Annotated in this window: 15 protein-coding genes and 1 other annotated feature; of the genes, 6 read left to right on the plus strand and 9 right to left on the minus strand. The window is 44.3% G+C overall.

What is annotated here, in order from left to right:
• Positions 1-39: 39 nt before the first annotated feature.
• From NSQ66_RS25315 to NSQ66_RS25330, 4 genes are all read right to left on the minus strand, one after another.
• The gene (locus NSQ66_RS25315; RefSeq protein WP_036685271.1) at positions 40-2,145 is read right to left on the minus strand and encodes a penicillin-binding transpeptidase domain-containing protein; all 2,106 of its coding nucleotides are present in this window, start codon (positions 2,143-2,145) and stop codon (positions 40-42) included.
• Positions 2,146-2,176: 31 nt separating this feature from the next.
• Positions 2,177-4,252, minus strand: a complete 2,076-nt coding sequence (locus NSQ66_RS25320) for a penicillin-binding protein 2 (RefSeq protein ID WP_235219518.1) — start codon at positions 4,250-4,252, stop codon at positions 2,177-2,179.
• Between the two features lie 173 nt (positions 4,253-4,425).
• Positions 4,426-5,571, minus strand: coding sequence for a transglutaminase-like domain-containing protein (locus tag NSQ66_RS25325; protein ID WP_036685274.1), 1,146 nt, complete (start codon positions 5,569-5,571; stop codon positions 4,426-4,428).
• Between the two features lie 63 nt (positions 5,572-5,634).
• Complete coding sequence (locus NSQ66_RS25330) at positions 5,635-6,072, minus strand: hypothetical protein (RefSeq protein ID WP_036685280.1); 438 nt, start codon at positions 6,070-6,072, stop codon at positions 5,635-5,637.
• 270 nt (positions 6,073-6,342) lie between these two features.
• Between NSQ66_RS25330 and NSQ66_RS25335 the strand changes: the two genes are divergently transcribed.
• Both NSQ66_RS25335 and NSQ66_RS25340 read left to right on the plus strand, forming a co-directional pair.
• Positions 6,343-7,530, plus strand: coding sequence for an MFS transporter (locus NSQ66_RS25335; RefSeq protein WP_036685283.1), 1,188 nt, complete (start codon positions 6,343-6,345; stop codon positions 7,528-7,530).
• 133 nt (positions 7,531-7,663) lie between these two features.
• Positions 7,664-8,011, plus strand: a complete 348-nt coding sequence (locus tag NSQ66_RS25340) for a DNA primase (protein ID WP_036685586.1) — start codon at positions 7,664-7,666, stop codon at positions 8,009-8,011.
• A gap of 95 nt (positions 8,012-8,106) precedes the next feature.
• On the opposite strand, the gene NSQ66_RS25345 is transcribed toward NSQ66_RS25340, so the two are convergent.
• A complete protein-coding gene (locus NSQ66_RS25345; RefSeq protein WP_036685589.1) occupies positions 8,107-8,724 on the minus strand; it encodes an SCO family protein in 618 nt (205 codons plus the stop codon).
• Between the two features lie 23 nt (positions 8,725-8,747).
• Positions 8,748-9,680 (minus strand): heme o synthase, encoded by a 933-nt coding sequence (gene cyoE, locus NSQ66_RS25350; RefSeq protein ID WP_036685285.1) that lies wholly within the window; start codon positions 9,678-9,680, stop codon positions 8,748-8,750.
• 232 nt (positions 9,681-9,912) lie between these two features.
• On the opposite strand from cyoE, the gene NSQ66_RS25355 reads away from it, so the two are divergent.
• A complete protein-coding gene (locus NSQ66_RS25355; protein WP_036685288.1) occupies positions 9,913-10,914 on the plus strand; it encodes a metal-dependent hydrolase in 1,002 nt (333 codons plus the stop codon).
• A 105-nt stretch (positions 10,915-11,019) separates the two neighbouring features.
• On the plus strand, positions 11,020-11,208 hold the full coding sequence (locus NSQ66_RS25360) for a hypothetical protein (RefSeq protein ID WP_036685291.1): 189 nt from the start codon (positions 11,020-11,022) through the stop codon (positions 11,206-11,208).
• A 2-nt stretch (positions 11,209-11,210) separates the two neighbouring features.
• Here the strand turns inward: NSQ66_RS25360 and trpS are convergent, their stop codons facing one another.
• A complete protein-coding gene (gene trpS, locus NSQ66_RS25365) occupies positions 11,211-12,197 on the minus strand; it encodes a tryptophan--tRNA ligase (protein ID WP_036685592.1) in 987 nt (328 codons plus the stop codon).
• Positions 12,198-12,260: 63 nt separating this feature from the next.
• Positions 12,261-12,500 (minus strand) — a binding site (T-box leader).
• A 134-nt stretch (positions 12,501-12,634) separates the two neighbouring features.
• Between trpS and NSQ66_RS25370 the strand changes: the two genes are divergently transcribed.
• Positions 12,635-13,609: an aldose 1-epimerase gene (locus NSQ66_RS25370; RefSeq protein WP_036685293.1), complete on the plus strand. Its 975-nt coding sequence runs from the start codon at positions 12,635-12,637 to the stop codon at positions 13,607-13,609.
• Between the two features lie 200 nt (positions 13,610-13,809).
• Entirely contained in the window at positions 13,810-14,040 is a 231-nt protein-coding gene (locus tag NSQ66_RS25375) for an alpha/beta-type small acid-soluble spore protein (RefSeq protein WP_036685295.1), read from the plus strand.
• 153 nt (positions 14,041-14,193) lie between these two features.
• Here the strand turns inward: NSQ66_RS25375 and NSQ66_RS25380 are convergent, their stop codons facing one another.
• Both NSQ66_RS25380 and NSQ66_RS25385 read right to left on the minus strand, forming a co-directional pair.
• Positions 14,194-14,604 (minus strand): hypothetical protein, encoded by a 411-nt coding sequence (locus NSQ66_RS25380; protein ID WP_036685297.1) that lies wholly within the window; start codon positions 14,602-14,604, stop codon positions 14,194-14,196.
• 612 nt (positions 14,605-15,216) lie between these two features.
• A complete protein-coding gene (locus tag NSQ66_RS25385; RefSeq protein WP_036685300.1) occupies positions 15,217-17,016 on the minus strand; it encodes a M3 family oligoendopeptidase in 1,800 nt (599 codons plus the stop codon).
• Positions 17,017-17,077: the final 61 nt, after the last annotated feature.

A 17,077-nucleotide genomic window follows, 5' to 3' on the forward strand; every position in this document is an offset into this window, starting at 1 on the left:
AGCTGTTTTTTTTTTTAAATCTTAGCCATAGGGTCAGAGTTACTCGGTACCTGTAGTCTCTCCCTCCTTCGCATTATCATTAGTATTATTGCCAGACTGGAGACTTTTCTTTGGAACTCCATCAAGCCCATATTCCCAATCATAGGCATCAAATATTTTACGTGCGACTGGTGCCGCACTTTGTGAACCAAAGCCACCTTCAGGGATTACAACCGCCACAGCCAACTTAGGATTATTACGTGGAGCATATGCAATAAATACCCCATTATCGCGAATTTCACCCTTAGCTACTTGCTGAGAGGTTCCCGTCTTACGTGCAAAGTCATAAGGGAAATCAGAAAAAGCACTAACTTCACTTCGCATCCCCTGCTTAATTTCATTCCAGTAGGACTTATCGAAGTTTGTTACTTCATCAAGCACCTCACGTTTAAACTCTTTGATTATATTTCCATCTGCGTCAGTAATCTTGCTAACCAGTTGAGGTTTAATCCGCTGTCCTTCATTAGCAAGTGTAGTAACATACTGTGCAAGCTGCATTACTGTATAACTTCCTTGTTGTCCGAAAGAGGCATAGACCAGTGCGGACTGCGCACTACCAGCAGCTTCTATATTGGTATAGTTTCTTTGACCCAAGAATTCATTAGGCAGGTCAATTCCCGTAGATACACCAAGGCCGAACTCTTTCATATAGACATCCCAGATGTCTATCCCCTTGCTTTTATATTTGTCATACAATCTTTTACCGACCATATCGACCATAAATGCATTCGAGGATTTCTCAATGGCTCTAGCAGGATCCAAAGAACCATATACGTGGTTAGAAGAGTTTCTTACCTTCGTTTCATGCCCAGACTTACCAAAAGTCGCAAAACCTTTATCCTGATAATAAGAAGAAGTTGAAAACAACCCTTCATTCAGACCCACGAGTACACTCAAAGGTTTAATCGTTGAACCTAGAAGCAGTACAGATCTTAGTCCGTTCCCTGAGGTTCCCGAAGAAATAGGAGTGATCGTTCCGTTCTGATAATTATCCATAATACTGTTCCAGACATCTGAAGACAAAGAACCTGATGTCCAAACATTCGTATCATAATCAGGCATACTCGCCATAGCGACAATATTACCAGTATCTACTTCCATCGCTACTGCATATCCCGTTAAAGCATTCGGATGCGTTCTGCCTTGTACGGTATTAGAGTGCAACCATTTGAGCTGATCTGTTATCGCCTGTTCTGTCTTCATCTGAACATTCTTATTAATCGTTGTCCAGATGTCATTTCCTTTGACAGGCGGAACGACACGCTCAATTTTCTCCGCCATATTCTGTGGATTGACGGAAATTTCCTGATATCCGTTTTGCCCGCGAAGCTCACGCTGATATTTCAGCTCCAGCCCATCGAATCCAACAAATTCATCATCCTTATACGTTAGCCCTGGCTCCGGATTGTTTTTCATAGCACTAAGAATGTTTTTATAAATATTAAGACTGTTCGCGGACTTGAAGGGTTTGATATATCCAATCGTCTGTACAGCAACCGTATCTTTATCGTAATGACGAATGCTCTCCTCGACAATCTCAAGCCCCGGATATTCTCCTTTATGTTCCATGAAATAAGCTACTTCTTCAGTAGTCAGATCAGCCTTAATTCGCCGTGCCATAAAGCCAAGTGATTTACGAAAATATAAATCCAACGCATCAATTACATCTTTCTCCGTCATCTTCTCTGCATTTGGATCACCATATTTATTGAAATCAGCTACCAGCTTGGCTGCCAAGGCATCAGACTTGACCTTAGCCTCTGGGGTCAGCGTTGTTTTACCGGTGTCTTTATCTGTTTCCTTAGCCGTATACTCTTTATTGAGTGTGATATACAGCGATTGAACAGGAGTGGAATAAGCTAGCTTCTCACCGCCTGCAGCGTATATAACCCCTCTCATGGAAGCTAACGGTACATTTTTAGTATCTCTACTCGTCTCTACCTCAGTTAAAGTTGGACCTTCCACGAATTGCAGAACAGCTAGTCGGATGATGATTACGCAAAATATAACGAACGTGCTAAAGAAAAACACGTTGAGTCGCAGGCCGATGGAACTTTTGCTGCTGGTCTCGTCAGGAGGTGAGGCCTGCTTACGGAAAAAACTCACAGTTTGTCTCTCCTTTTTCTCTAATTTAAGCTTATTGTTCTTGAACGGGATCTGCCACAGGAGGAATATTCTTCTTTGGAACCCCATCCAGCCCATATTCCCAATCATAAGCATCAAAAATCTTACGGGCAACCGGAGCTGCACTATTTGAGCCAAAGCCGCCCTCCGGAATCACAACCGCTACAGCCAGCTTCGGATTCTCACGTGGAGCAAAGGCAATAAAAACCCCGTTATCACGGTTTATATTTTTTCTGTCCGTTTTTTCAGAGGTTCCTGTCTTACGGGCAAAATCATAAGGAAAATCGTCAAAAGCACTAACTTTACTGCTCATTCCCTGTTTGATTTCTCTCCAGAACGATTTATCAAAGGTTACTTTATTAAGCACTTCTTTTTTAAATTCCTTAACCACCTTACCTTGCGCATCCGTAATCTTACTTATAAGCTGTGGTTTAATTCGCACACCTTCATTTGCAAGTGTAGTAGCATACTGGGCAAGCTGTAACGTAGTATAACTGCCTTGCTGGCCAAAAGATGCGTAGACGAGCGCGGCCTGCGAGCTCCCTGCAGCCTTGAAATCTGTATAGTTAATCTGACCTGGTGATTCACCGGGAAGACCACTTTGTGTTGACACACCCAGTCCGAACTTTTTCATATATTGGTCCCAGACCTCTACGCCTTTATCCCCCAGGTATTTCTTATAAAGTTGCTTTCCGACCATATCCACCATAAATACGTTAGAGGATTGCTTGATAGCATCAGCCGGATACAGTTTTCCATAGACGTGACCTGATGAATTTCTAACCGATGATTTATCATCCTTACCGAAATAGGTAATCCCCACATCTGGATAGGTGCTCGAGGTGCTAAAAAAACCTTCATTTAGACCAATTAATACACTTAACGGTTTGATGGTCGATCCCATGAATACAAGAGAGCTAAAATCATGACCCGATCTCCCGGAAGAATTCGAGGTAATTGTACCATTCAGATGATTGTTCATAATTTTATTCCAGACGGATGTAGGCAACGAGTCCTTTGTCCATACATTCGAATCGTAATCCGGCATACTCGCCATAGCGACAATATTACCAGTCTCTACTTCCATTGCTACTGCATAACCTGTTAAAGCATCTGGATGAGTTTCGCCTTGCACAGCATTGGTGTGCAGCCATTTAATCTGATCTAATATGGCCTGTTCAGTCTTCATCTGAACATTCTTATTAATAGTCATCCAAATGTTATTGCCTTTTACAGGGGGAACGGTCTGTTCTACCTTCTCCGCCATATTTTGAGGAGTGACCGAAATGACCTGATAACCATTTTCTCCGCGCAGTTCGCGTTGATACTGCATTTCCAGACCATCAAACCCCACATATTCTTCCGTTTTATACATAAGTCCCGGTGAAGAATTGTCTTTCATTGCACTACGAATATTTTTGTACATCGCTAAGTCTTCGGTTGATTTAAAAGGTTTGCCAAAACCCACCGTCTGCACAGCTACCGTATCTTTATCGTAGTGGCGTATACTTTCTTCCACAATGGTAATACCTGGATATTCATCCTTATGTTCCATGAAATAAGCTATTTCTTCTGAAGTTAGCCCTGCTTTTATACGACGCGGTACATAACCTAGGTACTTTTTAAAGTCCAGATCAAGTAAATCCAGCACGTCCTGCTGCGTTAACTTAGGGGCATCTGCACTTCCATATTTCTCAAACTCCGCTACTAATCTTGCTGCAAGGTCATTGGACTTATTTTTCGCCTTTTCCGTTAGTGAGGTTTCACCCGTTACTTTATCAGTAGTTTTAGCTGTATATTCCTTATTTAGGGTAAGATAGAGCGACTCAACAGGTGTAGAATAGGCTATCTGCTCACCCCCGGCAGCAAAAATAATCCCTCGCATGGCTGCCAGCGGAACAAACTTCGTATCCCGTTTGATCTCTTCTTCTGTCAGCAAAGCTCCCTCAGTAAACTGCAAACCTGCAAGACGCACAATAATGATACAAAAAATAAAAAAAGTGCCAAAGAAAAACAGATTCAATCGCAGACCTACAGAATGTTTCGAAGATTTCCCGTCCGCAGGCGGGAGCTGCTTCCCAAAGCTCACCAGCTTTCTTCCCTTCTATATAAAAATAATGTCTGAATTGCCTTAGCCAGCGACATTGCTCCTATAATGAAGGTGATTTCTAAGAAGCTGATTGTGAGCATTGCACTCGCATTTGTGTTAGAGCGGTTGGTATGAGTTTATTGTACCACACGGAAGGAGTGCGGCGCCCTCACTCAGAGTGCGTTCTCCCTAATATGCGTATCGTCAAAATCCTTCGGATTAAACCAATCTCCACTGCTCGCCCAAGTGGGATCCAATGGAATCCAAGCTTGCCGGTCACTTATATAAACTTCATTCCAGGCATGTGCGCCATACCCGCCTCTACCATCATAGCCTTGACCCGTTACAACGCGCACCTGCAATCCTTGGGAGCGGGCCATTACAGCGTAAAGACGGGCATAATCAATACATACCCCTATACGTGTGTCGAAGGTATCCTGCGGGGTCTGTTCATGCCAAATTCTATTTTTTTCATAATTTTCCGCTTTGGCGTAATCATAAGTTACTCGTGTTCCTACCCAATCATACAGTAGTCTGGCTTTCTTCTCGTCTCCTTGCGCTTGTCCAATAATATCTTCAGCAGCTCCCACAATATCTTGTGGAATGTCATGATCGATAACTTCATATTTTCTGCGCAGAATATCATTCATCTCAGCTGCAACGGTCTTCGTCAGAATAGGCAGCTTTTTCTGCACTGTCTCCCCAACAAAGGGTTCAAATACAGCGGCAGCGCTTTGACTGTAGATCGGAGAAGATTCCACATAACGGCTAAATTGACTTTCTGGATTTAGGCCAACACAAATGAAGAGAGCGAGCACAATAATTAAACCACGAGTCAAGCCTATAATTAATCCTATGATAGCTCCACCCATACGGCTTACTTGCGTAATCTTTCTGTCCTTAAATGTCTTGGTGCGCCGTAGCTGGTGGAATGGAAGCAGCATAGACAACAATCCCAGAAGCATGCGAATTAAGATATAAGAGAGCAATAACAACAATAGAAACCGCACCAGCGGCGATTCCGCCAGCACAGACACAGCCGTATAATAAATTTGCTGCCACTGGGTCAGCTGTTTATCAGGCAGACTTATTCCTGCTGCCCAAGTCTGAACATGAGGATTGAGATACGCCGCAGCAGGAATGGCCAGCACCAAAGAAGCTATTGTAAACAGTCCTGTTCCCAGCAGACCGAATAATCTTCCGGTAGCACTTGAGAACCCTCTGCTCCAGCCTTGCAATAGTGAAAAGACTACTACCAGCAGGAGGGCGATGGAGATGATATTTGCATCACTCAGACTAGTCAACCAACCGTTTATCATATCCAATCTCCCCTTTCAGCCGCCCGCTTGCTTGTTTTTGATAATCATTTAAACTGAGGCCGTTTATTGATGTTTCCGAGCTTCCTCGATAAATGTTTGTGTGGTATCTGTAATACTCCACTTCCCAAGACTAACTCCGCGGAAAGTAACCTCTACCTTATCTTCACCAGTAGTACCTTTCACTTCAATATTCGGAGTTGTGATCGTAAATGTTCCGTCACCATTTGAAGTGTACTTCGCATCCTGCGCCTCTTTAAGCATGACCTCTTGTGCTTCCTTCTTCAGCGTGCTTACCGTTCCATCTGCCACCTTATTCACAGCGTTACCAATTTGGTCCATTGTCACACCACTATAGATGAATAGACCTACAACGATAATAATGACAATCGCCCATTTCAACATCGTTTTGACCAAATTAACAACCGCGAACAACAGAACAAGCGCAATAACAATAACTAACCAATTCTCTCTAATAAACTGTGACCACACCTCTGGATCCATCAACCTCACAACACCCCTATCGCCTAGTTTCGTCCTAAGGATTATCTCCTCCATAGACATGACGCCAATATTAATTATTATACATGAATGCCCATCATAATTCATGGTTCCACAGCCAGAGAAAGGTATACCTGCTTACAGGAATTAAAAAAGCGGTATAAGCCCTCTCTGTCCCACGTAAAGTACAAGTAGTTGCTTAAATTTGATCTTCTTAAAATACGCCTTCCTGCATTAACCTTTATTGTAGGTGGCTCTCGGAGGTGTTTCCCTGTGAAAACTGCGCTATGGCTGTACCTGTTTCTTTTTCTGGCGTTTTTTGATTTACATGCACAGTATCCTATTCTAACGCCCTTTGCCATCTCTCTTGGTGCGGGACCCGCCTTTATTGGCTGGATGATGGGCATGTATTCGTTGACCCATCTTCCTGGCAATTTGCTCGCAGGCGTACTCGTCGATCGTAATGGCAGCCGCCGCTACATCGTCTTTAGCCTTGTTACTGCGGGAGCCATTCTATTGCTGCAGGCTCACGCTCAGCTTCCGTGGCATTTGCTGATGCTACGAGCAGCAAGCGGGTTCGCGCTCGCCTTCCTCTCTCCGGCGTGCATGACCTTGCTGGCTTCATTATCATCTGATGCCACTGAGCAGGGGAAATATATGTCCGGACATGGTATCGTTCATACCTTAGCTTCAGTGGTATCCCCAGCAGCGGGTGCCTTTATCGTAGCTAAAGCTGGCTATTCCGGCACCTTCACCACATTGGGATGGCTGCTTATCGCTACAGGAATCATGGCTTTTTTCAGTGTACCGGCGCCTGCCCGGCGTTTAGTACGCCCTGTAAACTCAGCAGCACCTCCTTTGAAAAATCAGGATCTTCCTTCGGTCCCTATATCCGATCCCAATCCAGTTTCCAAACGTTATTATCTGCTGCCTTTTTTCGTTTCTTGTTCACAAGGGGTTCTGTTCTTTGAGCTTCCTCTATCTCAGACCGGAAGTAATAGCATTGTTTCCACAGGTATTCTTTTATCGCTCCTTAGCTTAGGGGCTTTGGTAACACTCAGTTTGTTCTTCCTGAACCGCTTTTCCCCAGGAGGAAGAATAGCCGTGGCCTTGCTAGGAATGGCCCTTTGTTTTTTTGCGCTCGCCTCACTTCACAGCATTCCCGCTTCCGTTATTCTCTTTATTCTGGGTGCAGCCAAAGGAATATTATTTCCTGCAATGGCTTCGCTCTTTATTAGTCTAGGTGGACCAGGACGTATGGGACGCACCTTCTCCATGCAGTCGATAGCCATGTCACTAGGTGCATTCGCAGGGCCTGTGGCCGCAGGACAACTAAGAGACGTTGTTTCGCCTTATTTCATTGCCTTTCTATTGCTGATGGTTGCACTATTACTGCTTCCGCCAAAAAATTCAGCCAAGCTGTCCACCTACTCTTCCAAATGGAATGGGCGGGCCGCATGATTTATTGTTTTTACGACATTTCCCGGGGAATGAAGATTTTCCTGTAGAAACAGTTGTTAAAACTGCTCCTCCTTCGGTAAACTATAATGAGTCTGTAAGTTCAGACTTCATTTCCGGAGGTGATTGTCAGCAAATGTCCATTACGATTATTGTCGAAGGCAAAAACGATCGCAGCAGATTACGACGCGTGCTGGTACCGGAAGTCGAAATCCTCTGTACCTTTGGTACATTAAATACGCTCAAACTCGAGTCCCTGCGACAAAAAGTAGGAGATGGAGAAGTATATCTTTATATGGATAACGACAGTTCAGGCAAAAAAATACGCGGGATTCTCCGCGATGCCTTTCCCGATGCTGGTCACATCTATACACGCCGGGGTTATGCCGGAGTGGAAGGCACTCCAGATGAATACAATATTAATCAGCTTGAAAAAGCGGGTCTGGAAGAGTTCATCATTTACCCTGAACCCATTCCTTTTTGATTCGCGATATATTGCCTAAGAAATTAAAAACGCCTTTTTCGTTATCCTTCAATAAATGGGATTCGAAAAAGGCGTTTCTGTTATGCGGTTAGGTTCTATTCACGAGCCAATTCATTCAGCCTATCGGCAAGAAATTCAGGCGTTATGTTATCCGTATCCCCTGCGTCATACAATGCACGGAGACGATTGTCTCGATCAACCAATGCTATGCGATTGGCATGTACGAAATTTTCTTTACTATTCCCTGCAATTAGTACTTTAAAAGAATCAGTTGCCAGCTTACGAATGACTTCCTGATCCCCCCGTAAGAAGTACCAACCCTTATAATCTGCCTGGAAACGGTCCGCAAAGCTTTTAATGGCTTCACGCGTATCATTCTCTGGATCAAAAGAAATGGAGACGAACGCCGTATCTTTTCCAAAGCTGCCATCGTCGACCAGAATTTTCTGCGTCTGAGATAACAAAAACGTAGTTATAGGACATACATCCGGACATTGTGTGAAAAAAAAGTATACCAGCCGTGCCTTACCTTGTGTATCAGCCAGAGTAATCTGGTCTCCATCCACATTTTCAAGTGAAAAGTCCTGCACTTCTCCGATTACCGGCAGTTTTTCTTTTCCTAAATTCAAAGAATTAACTGCCAGATAACCAGCCATTACCAAAGCAAGCAATAGTAGAATCCAGGTCCATTTATAACGCTTAAAGGTCTGCACGGACAATAATACCCTCCCTCTTCTTAACCGTGAATCGTATTCAATACAAGTACGATCAAACTTACCGTTAGGTAGTTAATGGAGAAGAGGAAGTTCTTCTTCGCCCAGACTTCGTCATCTTTTGCTGCAAAGCCCATCAAGGTTATGATTAACCAAGCCAGGGACAGCGCTGTTGAAATCACCAGATAAAAAATGCCTGCATAATCGTAGGCGTACATTAACACTGGAATAGGCAGCAACAGTGCTACATAAGGAATCATTTGAAACTTCGTACGACGTGTTCCTTTGACTACAGGCAGCAGCGGAAATCCAGCGGCTCTATATTCTTCTTTACGTCTAATCCCGAGTGCCCAGAAATGGGGAGGTTGCCACAGAAACAACATCGCAAACATCAGCCAAGCCCCTAGATCAACTGTTCCCGTAACTGCAACGTAGCCAATTACCGGTGGCATAGCTCCAGAGATCGCACCTACTGAAGTGCTCCATGTTGATGTCCGTTTCAACCAAAGGGTGTATACTACAACGTAAACGAACATCCCTACAATCCCGAACAGACCGGCTAAAACTCCGGAAAAAGCAAACAGTACAATCAAGCCCGCAATCCCTAGCCCAATAGCATACAGCAATACGGTTTTGGGTTTCAGTCGTCCTGTAGGAAGCCCCCGATCGCGCGTTCTTTCCATCTTCATGTCCAGGTCACGGTCGAAATAGTTATTAAAAACACAGGCCGAAGCCATAACCAGCATTGTACCGAGCAGAGTCAGAACTAATCTGCCGTATTGAACATCCCAACCTGAAGCCAGCCAATATCCTGCAAAGGCAGCGATGAGGTTAGATCGGATAATACCGGGTTTTGTTACGGTAATGAAATCACGCCAACTTGCACCTTCCGGTGGAGATTTTGCAGACATAGCTGCAGAATCGGAAGAAGCTTGAAATGTTATATGATTATCCACACCAAATGATCCTCCTTCTAAACGAACTTCTAACGTTCTAGCCGAAGCACTAAATAGACTTCGCTGTTAACTTTATCATATCAAACCCGAGGAGACTTTGACAGTCATGGCACAGTATGTTCATGAATTTGACAATTACGTGACAATATTTATTTCCAGCCCGTTAATAACCTAAGCTGTATTTGGGTAATTATTAATAATGTACTTCCGAACAACAAAGGAGAACTGACCAATGGACACCGCTACACATTTAGTTATGGGCATAGGGTTAGCCGGACTTTCATTCGTAGATCCTGTCGTTGCTTCTGACCCTAAACTGGCCGGGGCCGTTATGCTGGCTACGATTTTAGGCTCACAAGCTCCTGATGCCGATACCGCATTAAGACTAAAGGACAATGCAATATATATTCGTAATCACCGGGGAATCACACACTCCTTGCCTTTTCTAATTTTGTGGCCCGCTCTGATTGCCCTAGTCTTAGGGCCTCTGTTTGGATTTACTGATTTGGCAGCTTTAAGCCATGTTGCACTCTGGGGTTTCATAGGCGTAGGCGTGCACGTCTTCTCTGATCTGTTTAACACCTATGGAACCCAGGCCGCCCGTCCATTTACTGAGAAATGGATTGCCTGGAATATCATCCACATTTTCGATCCATTTATTTTTGGCAGCCATATCGCAGCTATTCTACTCTGGATCACTGGGATTGTGCCGCCCAAACCTTTATTTATTACGCTTTATGCCTGTACCATTCTTTATTATATTTGGAGAACAATTGTTCATGCCCGCCTTACACGAAACATCAAGCTTAAAGATATACACCATAATGCTGGCGAACGTTATATTGTAATCCCTACAATTTCACTTAAACGCTGGAACGTAGTTAAAGTGAAAAAAGACGGCAGCTATGACGTTGGACAGCTACTGAACAACCGCCTGGAATGGTTCAAACATGCGGTCTGCTCGAATCATCCCGCTGTGGAAATATCCAAGTCGCATCCAGATATTCAGTCCTTTCTATATTTCACCTCTTATGCGGTTGCCGAAGTGGAGGAGCTTCCTTCAGGATATATGGTACGCTGGGGAGACGTTCGTTATTTACACCGCAAACAATACCCTTTTGTGGCTGTATTAGTTATGGATAACCAATATAAACCTTTAAATACTTATGTAGGCTGGCTTAGCAGTGATAAGCTCGACAAACGATTTTCCATCGACCCTGGTTCTTTACGATGAAACTGTAGACTTACTGAGAGATCTATTCTATAATCACAAAAAATCCCGGAGTATTTTATAATACTCCGGGATTCATTTTAGCAGACACGGAAAGGAAGGCTCTTAATGGGTAAAGGACTCTCACTTTGGTTCGCTTGTTCTTCTATTCTTATTCTCACTGCCGCTTCAATCGCGATCAGCTATAGCTTCTGGCTGGCACTTCTGCTTGGTTTTCTTTGCGTAATGAATATTGGCTGGGGATTTATCCTCAAAGCCAGAATTAGACGCAAACAGGAAAGCTTAAGCTCTGACTAAGATTAACGAGCTGGCAGAAAGCCCATCCGCTCTTTTACGCCATTCAACGTCTCAGCTGCAACAATACGTGCACGTTCAGCACCTTCAGCAAGAATATCAGTGATCGCACCTGAACTGCGAATTTCATGATATCTTTGTTGCAAAGGCTCAAGTGTGGATACAACCACTTCCCCAAGATCCTTCTTAAAGCCACCATACATTTGTCCTTCATAACGATCGGCAATTTGCTGGAGGGACATCCCAGAACATTCCGAGTAAATACTCATCAAGTTACTAATCTCTGGCTTGTTAGCCGGATCAAAGATCACTTCACGTCCAGAATCAGTCGTTGCGCGGCTGATTTTTTTACGGATCACATCCGGCGAATCCAACAGGGCAATATAGCTGCCTGCATTCGGGCTGCTCTTGCTCATTTTTTTAGTGCCATCATCCAGAGACATAATGCGTGCGCCCACTTCAGGGATATATGGTTCAGGAATCGTAAAGAATTCGCCAAAACGGTTATTGAATCGGCCAGCTAAATCACGGGTCAACTCCAAGTGCTGCTTCTGATCTTCACCTACTGGCACAAGATCCGCATTATAAACAAGAATATCTGCTGCCATTAAAGAAGGATATACGAATAGGCCCGCGCCAACTGAATCCTTACCTGATGATTTATCTTTGAACTGTGTCATACGCTCAAGCTCGCCCATTGCCGTCAGCGTAGTCATGATCCAGCCCAATTCCGCATGCTGAGGCACATGAGACTGCATATATACATTCGAACGCACAGGATCAATTCCTGCCGCGATAAAGAGTGCAGCTACAGCTTCAGACTGCTCACGCAGTGCCGCAGGATCTTGAGCAACGGTGATCGCATGCATATCGACAACCATAAAGAAACATTGATGATCGTCTTGCAGCTTCACAAAATTTTTCAGCGCTCCGATATAGTTACCCAAAGTTAGAGAACCGCTCGGTTGTATGCCTGACATTACTTTTTTCAACATAATATAGACCTCCGTTAGATGTAATTTCCGATTTCCGAGAACGCAAAAAAAGCCTCATCCGCAAGGGACGTGAGACCGTGGTGCCACCCTTATTCGCTGCTTAACCTTTGTATAGTCAAAGGGAAACAGCCTTAGTCTTCCGTTAACGGGGAAGATCCGGCCGGTCTACTAGGGCATCTTGCTCCCGTTCAAGCGCGGCGCTCAGGGGTCCATTCATCAGGAGTGTCCTACCGGTTCGCATCAACCACCGGCTTTCTGAAGGTGTATTTCCTGTCTACTTGTCCCCGTCATCACATTCTCATCATAATTTAATGCCTTCATCATAGAACCATAAAGAGAAGTTGTCAAATCACTTAACCACTTCCGCATAAATCTGTTATGATAAGGTTATCCATGTTCTATTCGATTACAGTTACGATAAAGGAGCATATCTCATGAAACAGGTGACCAAAGGGCAGTGGGGCGGTTATGATACTTATATTTTGCACAGCCGCGAACTGGAAGTCACGCTTTTGCCGCGACTAGGAAACAACGTGATTTCATTGTTTGATGTAAAAGAACAACGGGAAATTCTGCGGCGGCCTGATGAAAGCGATCAAGCTTTCTTTATGCAAAAACCTTACCATTTTGGCATCCCGCTCTTAATTCCACCCGGAAGAATTCGTAAAGGAAAATTTCAATTCGAGGGTACAAGTTATCAATTTGACCAGAATACCGCTGGTGACAATCATATCCATGGTCTACACCGGACTCAATCCTGGTGTGTCAGCGATATTGAAGAAGACGAGGACGGTTGTGCAGTCACTACTGAATTCCTTACTGAAGATGATCCGCACTGGATGGAGCAATTTCCCATTCCACTCAAATTCGAAATGACATTCAGGCTTCAGGATTCCCGGCTCAGCCAGACTTTAAAGGTTACAAATCTCGGCGATCATCGTATTCCCTTTGGGATCGGTTATCACACCTGGTTTATGATCGATGGAGAACCTGAACGCTGGAATCTCAAGCTGCCCGTAAACAGCATTTATGAACTAAACGATGAATTGCTCCCTAGCGGCAATCTAATTCCACTTGGTGATCTAGATTCACTAAACTCTGGAATCAACCTCCAGGGAACTAATTTTGATACTGCTCTACGTATTGGTGACAAGCAGCCCGTAGAAGCCTTGCTATTACGCGATGATGGTTATGGTCTTCGTTATACAGCTGACGAGAATCATTTCCGCCACTGGGTCCTGTATACCAAAGGGCCGGCCGATCAATTTCTGTGCATCGAACCTTACACCTGGCTCCCGGATGCTCCTAACGTTTCCGATGACCCTTCCTTCACGGGCTTGCTGAAGGTAGAACCAGGTCAAAGTCTTGAGCTGTCCACTATGCTGGAAATGATCTATCCCGAGAATTAAAGCAGATATACATTATATCGGTCTTCCCTTGCGTTTACGTAAGAGAAGGCCGATTTTTTGTGCGAGCTTAGTTATTTGGGCTTTCTACCCTTACTTTTAATCGACTAATAATTACCATCCTTAAAACCTTTCGATAGCATGCATGAATTAGCCTCTTAGCGCTCATACTATCTTCACAACGGGCGAAGGAGGTGACACACATGGGTCAAGCAGGTCAAGGTCGTAGCAGCCGTTCCAATAACCTTGTAGTTCCTCAAGCAAATGCAGCGTTGCAACAATTGAAATATGAAGCAGCACAAGAGCTTGGAGTAACGATCCCAGCTGACGGTTATTACGGGAACTACACTTCCCGCGAAACTGGTTCTTTGGGAGGTTACATCACTAAACGTCTAGTACAACTGGCAGAACAACAACTGTCCGGTCGTCAGTAACATCGTTATCTTAAGTGTTTTATCCGGCAGAGGTCTTAAAAAGCCTATTGCCGACTAGCTTTCAAACCTCTCACACTTCTTCTAGAAGCTGTGGGGGGTTTTTCTAATTTATAGCCTATAGTCCCAGCTGCAAACAATTTTTATGTAAAACGTTTAACTTAAAAATTGATCAGCACTCTCGGCGTAAGCATTACGGGGAGATCGAATCATCAGATTCGCCATATTATAATTAGACTCCAGCGTAGCATCTACGATTAGCTTGCCCTGTCTTATAGCGAATTCATAGCTGATCTCACCATGAGTCCAACGGCGTTTGTATTTCAGACTCTCCAGTGCCATTAGACGAAAAGAAGACTGCTGGCTCTCCGTTATTCCTTCCTTCACTTCTGTGAATCCACCCCCCCGACCGGCTAAAGGATGATGACGTATGCCGAATTTGCCAATGGTATTATTTCGTATTTGCACAAATACCGTACCGGAAGATAGTCCTGACAATTCCTCTTGCAGTTCCCTAAACACCAAATCCATCTGTCTTGCTAATGATAGCTGTTCTGTCTTAAGCATATCTTTCCTCCTAAAAGTTTTGTGAGCTTAGCTACTTCGAGTTTACTTCGTCTTATAAATCGAACCCTAAATATTTGGGCTAAGGGTCCGTCGCTACTGCGGGGAATTGTTGGACTTCCAGCCGCTGTTGTCTCCAAATTTCTTGAATTCTTACGCGTATAGCGGGTGAAATTCGGAGACAAAGGCAGTCGCTCTCGCTCTTACAGTTCCAAAATTCCCCTCCGCCACTCCTTCCCCTTTTCCCAAGTTTCTGGTTCGATTTATATCGTTTTGTGAGCTTAGCTACTTCGAGTTTACTTCGTACAAATCGGCTTAGTAAGCGCTTACTTAAGCTTTTTGAGCTGAGCTCATTTGTCTTCCATGCAAGCCTTTTATAAGGCTCAAGGCTCATTATAGACCCCTTAAATACGTCAAACAACATTATTCTACAAAATTGGGTTATTATCCCTAGTAATGCGCAAAATTCATGGATCATTCGTATATTAATTTTTATAAACCGGGGGTTTTCGACATTTAAGCATTAAAAAAAGACCCCTTAACCGGGGTCTTTGCGTGTTCACACTGAAATTCCGTTATTTTTTGTGTCCTGAAATTTGTCTTATTTTAGACATTTCACGCTAAATGCTCTGTCATCTCCAAGAACTCGGTAATATCAGCCACGATCAGATCTGTAGCTCCTTGCCAGAAATCCGGTTTTGTCAGATCCACACCCAAATGTTTGAGCACCAAATCCTCCAATGTCATCACGCCGGTATCCTGCAACAAGCTATCGTATTTGTCTGCAAAGGAAGCTCCCTCTTGTAATGCCAGACGATATAAGCCTGTACTGAACATATAACCAACGGTGTACGGGAAATTATAGAAAGGTACATCTGTGATATAGAAATGCAGCTTTGACGCCCAGAAGTGAGGATGGTATTCAGAAAGCACACCACAGAAAGCTTCTTTCTGTGCTTCCACCATCAGAGCGGACAGTTCCTCAGCATTTACAAGACCTTCCTTACGTTTCTCATAAAAGCGAGTCTCGAACAAGAATCGAGCGTGAATGTTCATAAAGAATGCCACACTGTTCTGTATCTTCGTTTCAAGCAGAGCCAGCTTCTCCTCTGCATTGCCCGCAGCTTTAACCTGAGCATCAGATACAATCACTTCTGCAAAGGTTGAAGCGGTCTCTGCAACGTTCATTGCATAATTCTGATTAAATACAGGTTGATCATCAAGCAGGTAGGAATGATAAGCATGTCCCAGCTCATGGGCCAATGTTGAAACATTGGAAGGTGTGCCGCTGTAAGTCATGAATATCCGTGATTCTTTACTCTCAGGGAAGGAAGTACAGAATCCACCAGGGCGTTTGCCATTACGATCCTCAACCTCGATCCAGTTATTATCAAAGGCACGCTCTGCAAACTCAGCCATCTTAGGACTAAATTTACGGAACTGTGTGACGATATCCTTCGCAGCTTGATCATAAGGGATCTTGCCGGAGGATTTGCCTACAGGAGCTTCGACATCGACCCATGAGAGAGAATCCAGCCCCAGCAGCTTAGCTTTACGCTGAAGGTAGGACACAAGTACAGGTTTGCTATTCGTAATCACGTCCCACATTGTATTTAAGGTGTCCTGTGTCATACGATTGATGCTGAGCGGATCTTTCAGAACATCGTCCCAGCCTCTGCCCTTATAGAGCTTCAGGCGGAAGCCTGCTAAGTGATTTAAGGTATCCGCGCAATTATCTGCCGCTTCAGTCCAAGCCTCTTCCCATTTATGGAACATCGTTTGCCGCACTTTTGGATCTGGATCATCCAGCTTATTAAAAGCTTGACCAGCAGATAGCAGCTTTGTTCCTTCTTCATCCTCAAATGGGATCTTGATCGAGCTAACAATCGTATCATAGTGCCCGCTCCATCCATGATAACCGTCAACAGCTAATTCCAACGCTAAGCTTTCCAGCTCAGGGCTCATCTTCTCACGGGCCAAATCACGGCTCTCGCTCAGTACGAACGTTAAAGGAGCAATCTCTGGACGAGCCATCCACTCAGCCCATACCTTGTCCGTAGTCTGACGAAGTACATTGCTAAATTGCGAGCTGATCCCTTCGAATCCAGCGCGCATGCTTGTCACTTTGGCCGCCAGCCTTACCGCACCCTTGTCCATCTGATTCTGAGCGCCTAGACAGTCTGCGAATGAAGTGACCTCCACAAGTCTTCCTGAACAGCTCTGAAGCAATGCTATAACCTCATCCAATGCTTTTGTAGACGCAACATCCGTTGGTGCCACAGCATCCTTCACAAAGCCTTGCAAGGATAAAATATCTTTTTCAAGCTTGCTCAAGAACCCTTCTAACTCTGCAGACGAAGAACCCCCCGGAAAAATAGTATCAAGTTCCCAAGTCAGTGATAACGGTTGTTTCATGTGTACTCACCATTCCTTTGCTTTCATTTGACTTTCTTTGTAATTGTCTTAACACCATGGT

This window comes from Paenibacillus sp. FSL H3-0329 (assembly GCF_037963285.1).
Classification (GTDB): Bacteria; Bacillota; Bacilli; order Paenibacillales; family Paenibacillaceae; genus Paenibacillus_AQ; species Paenibacillus_AQ odorifer.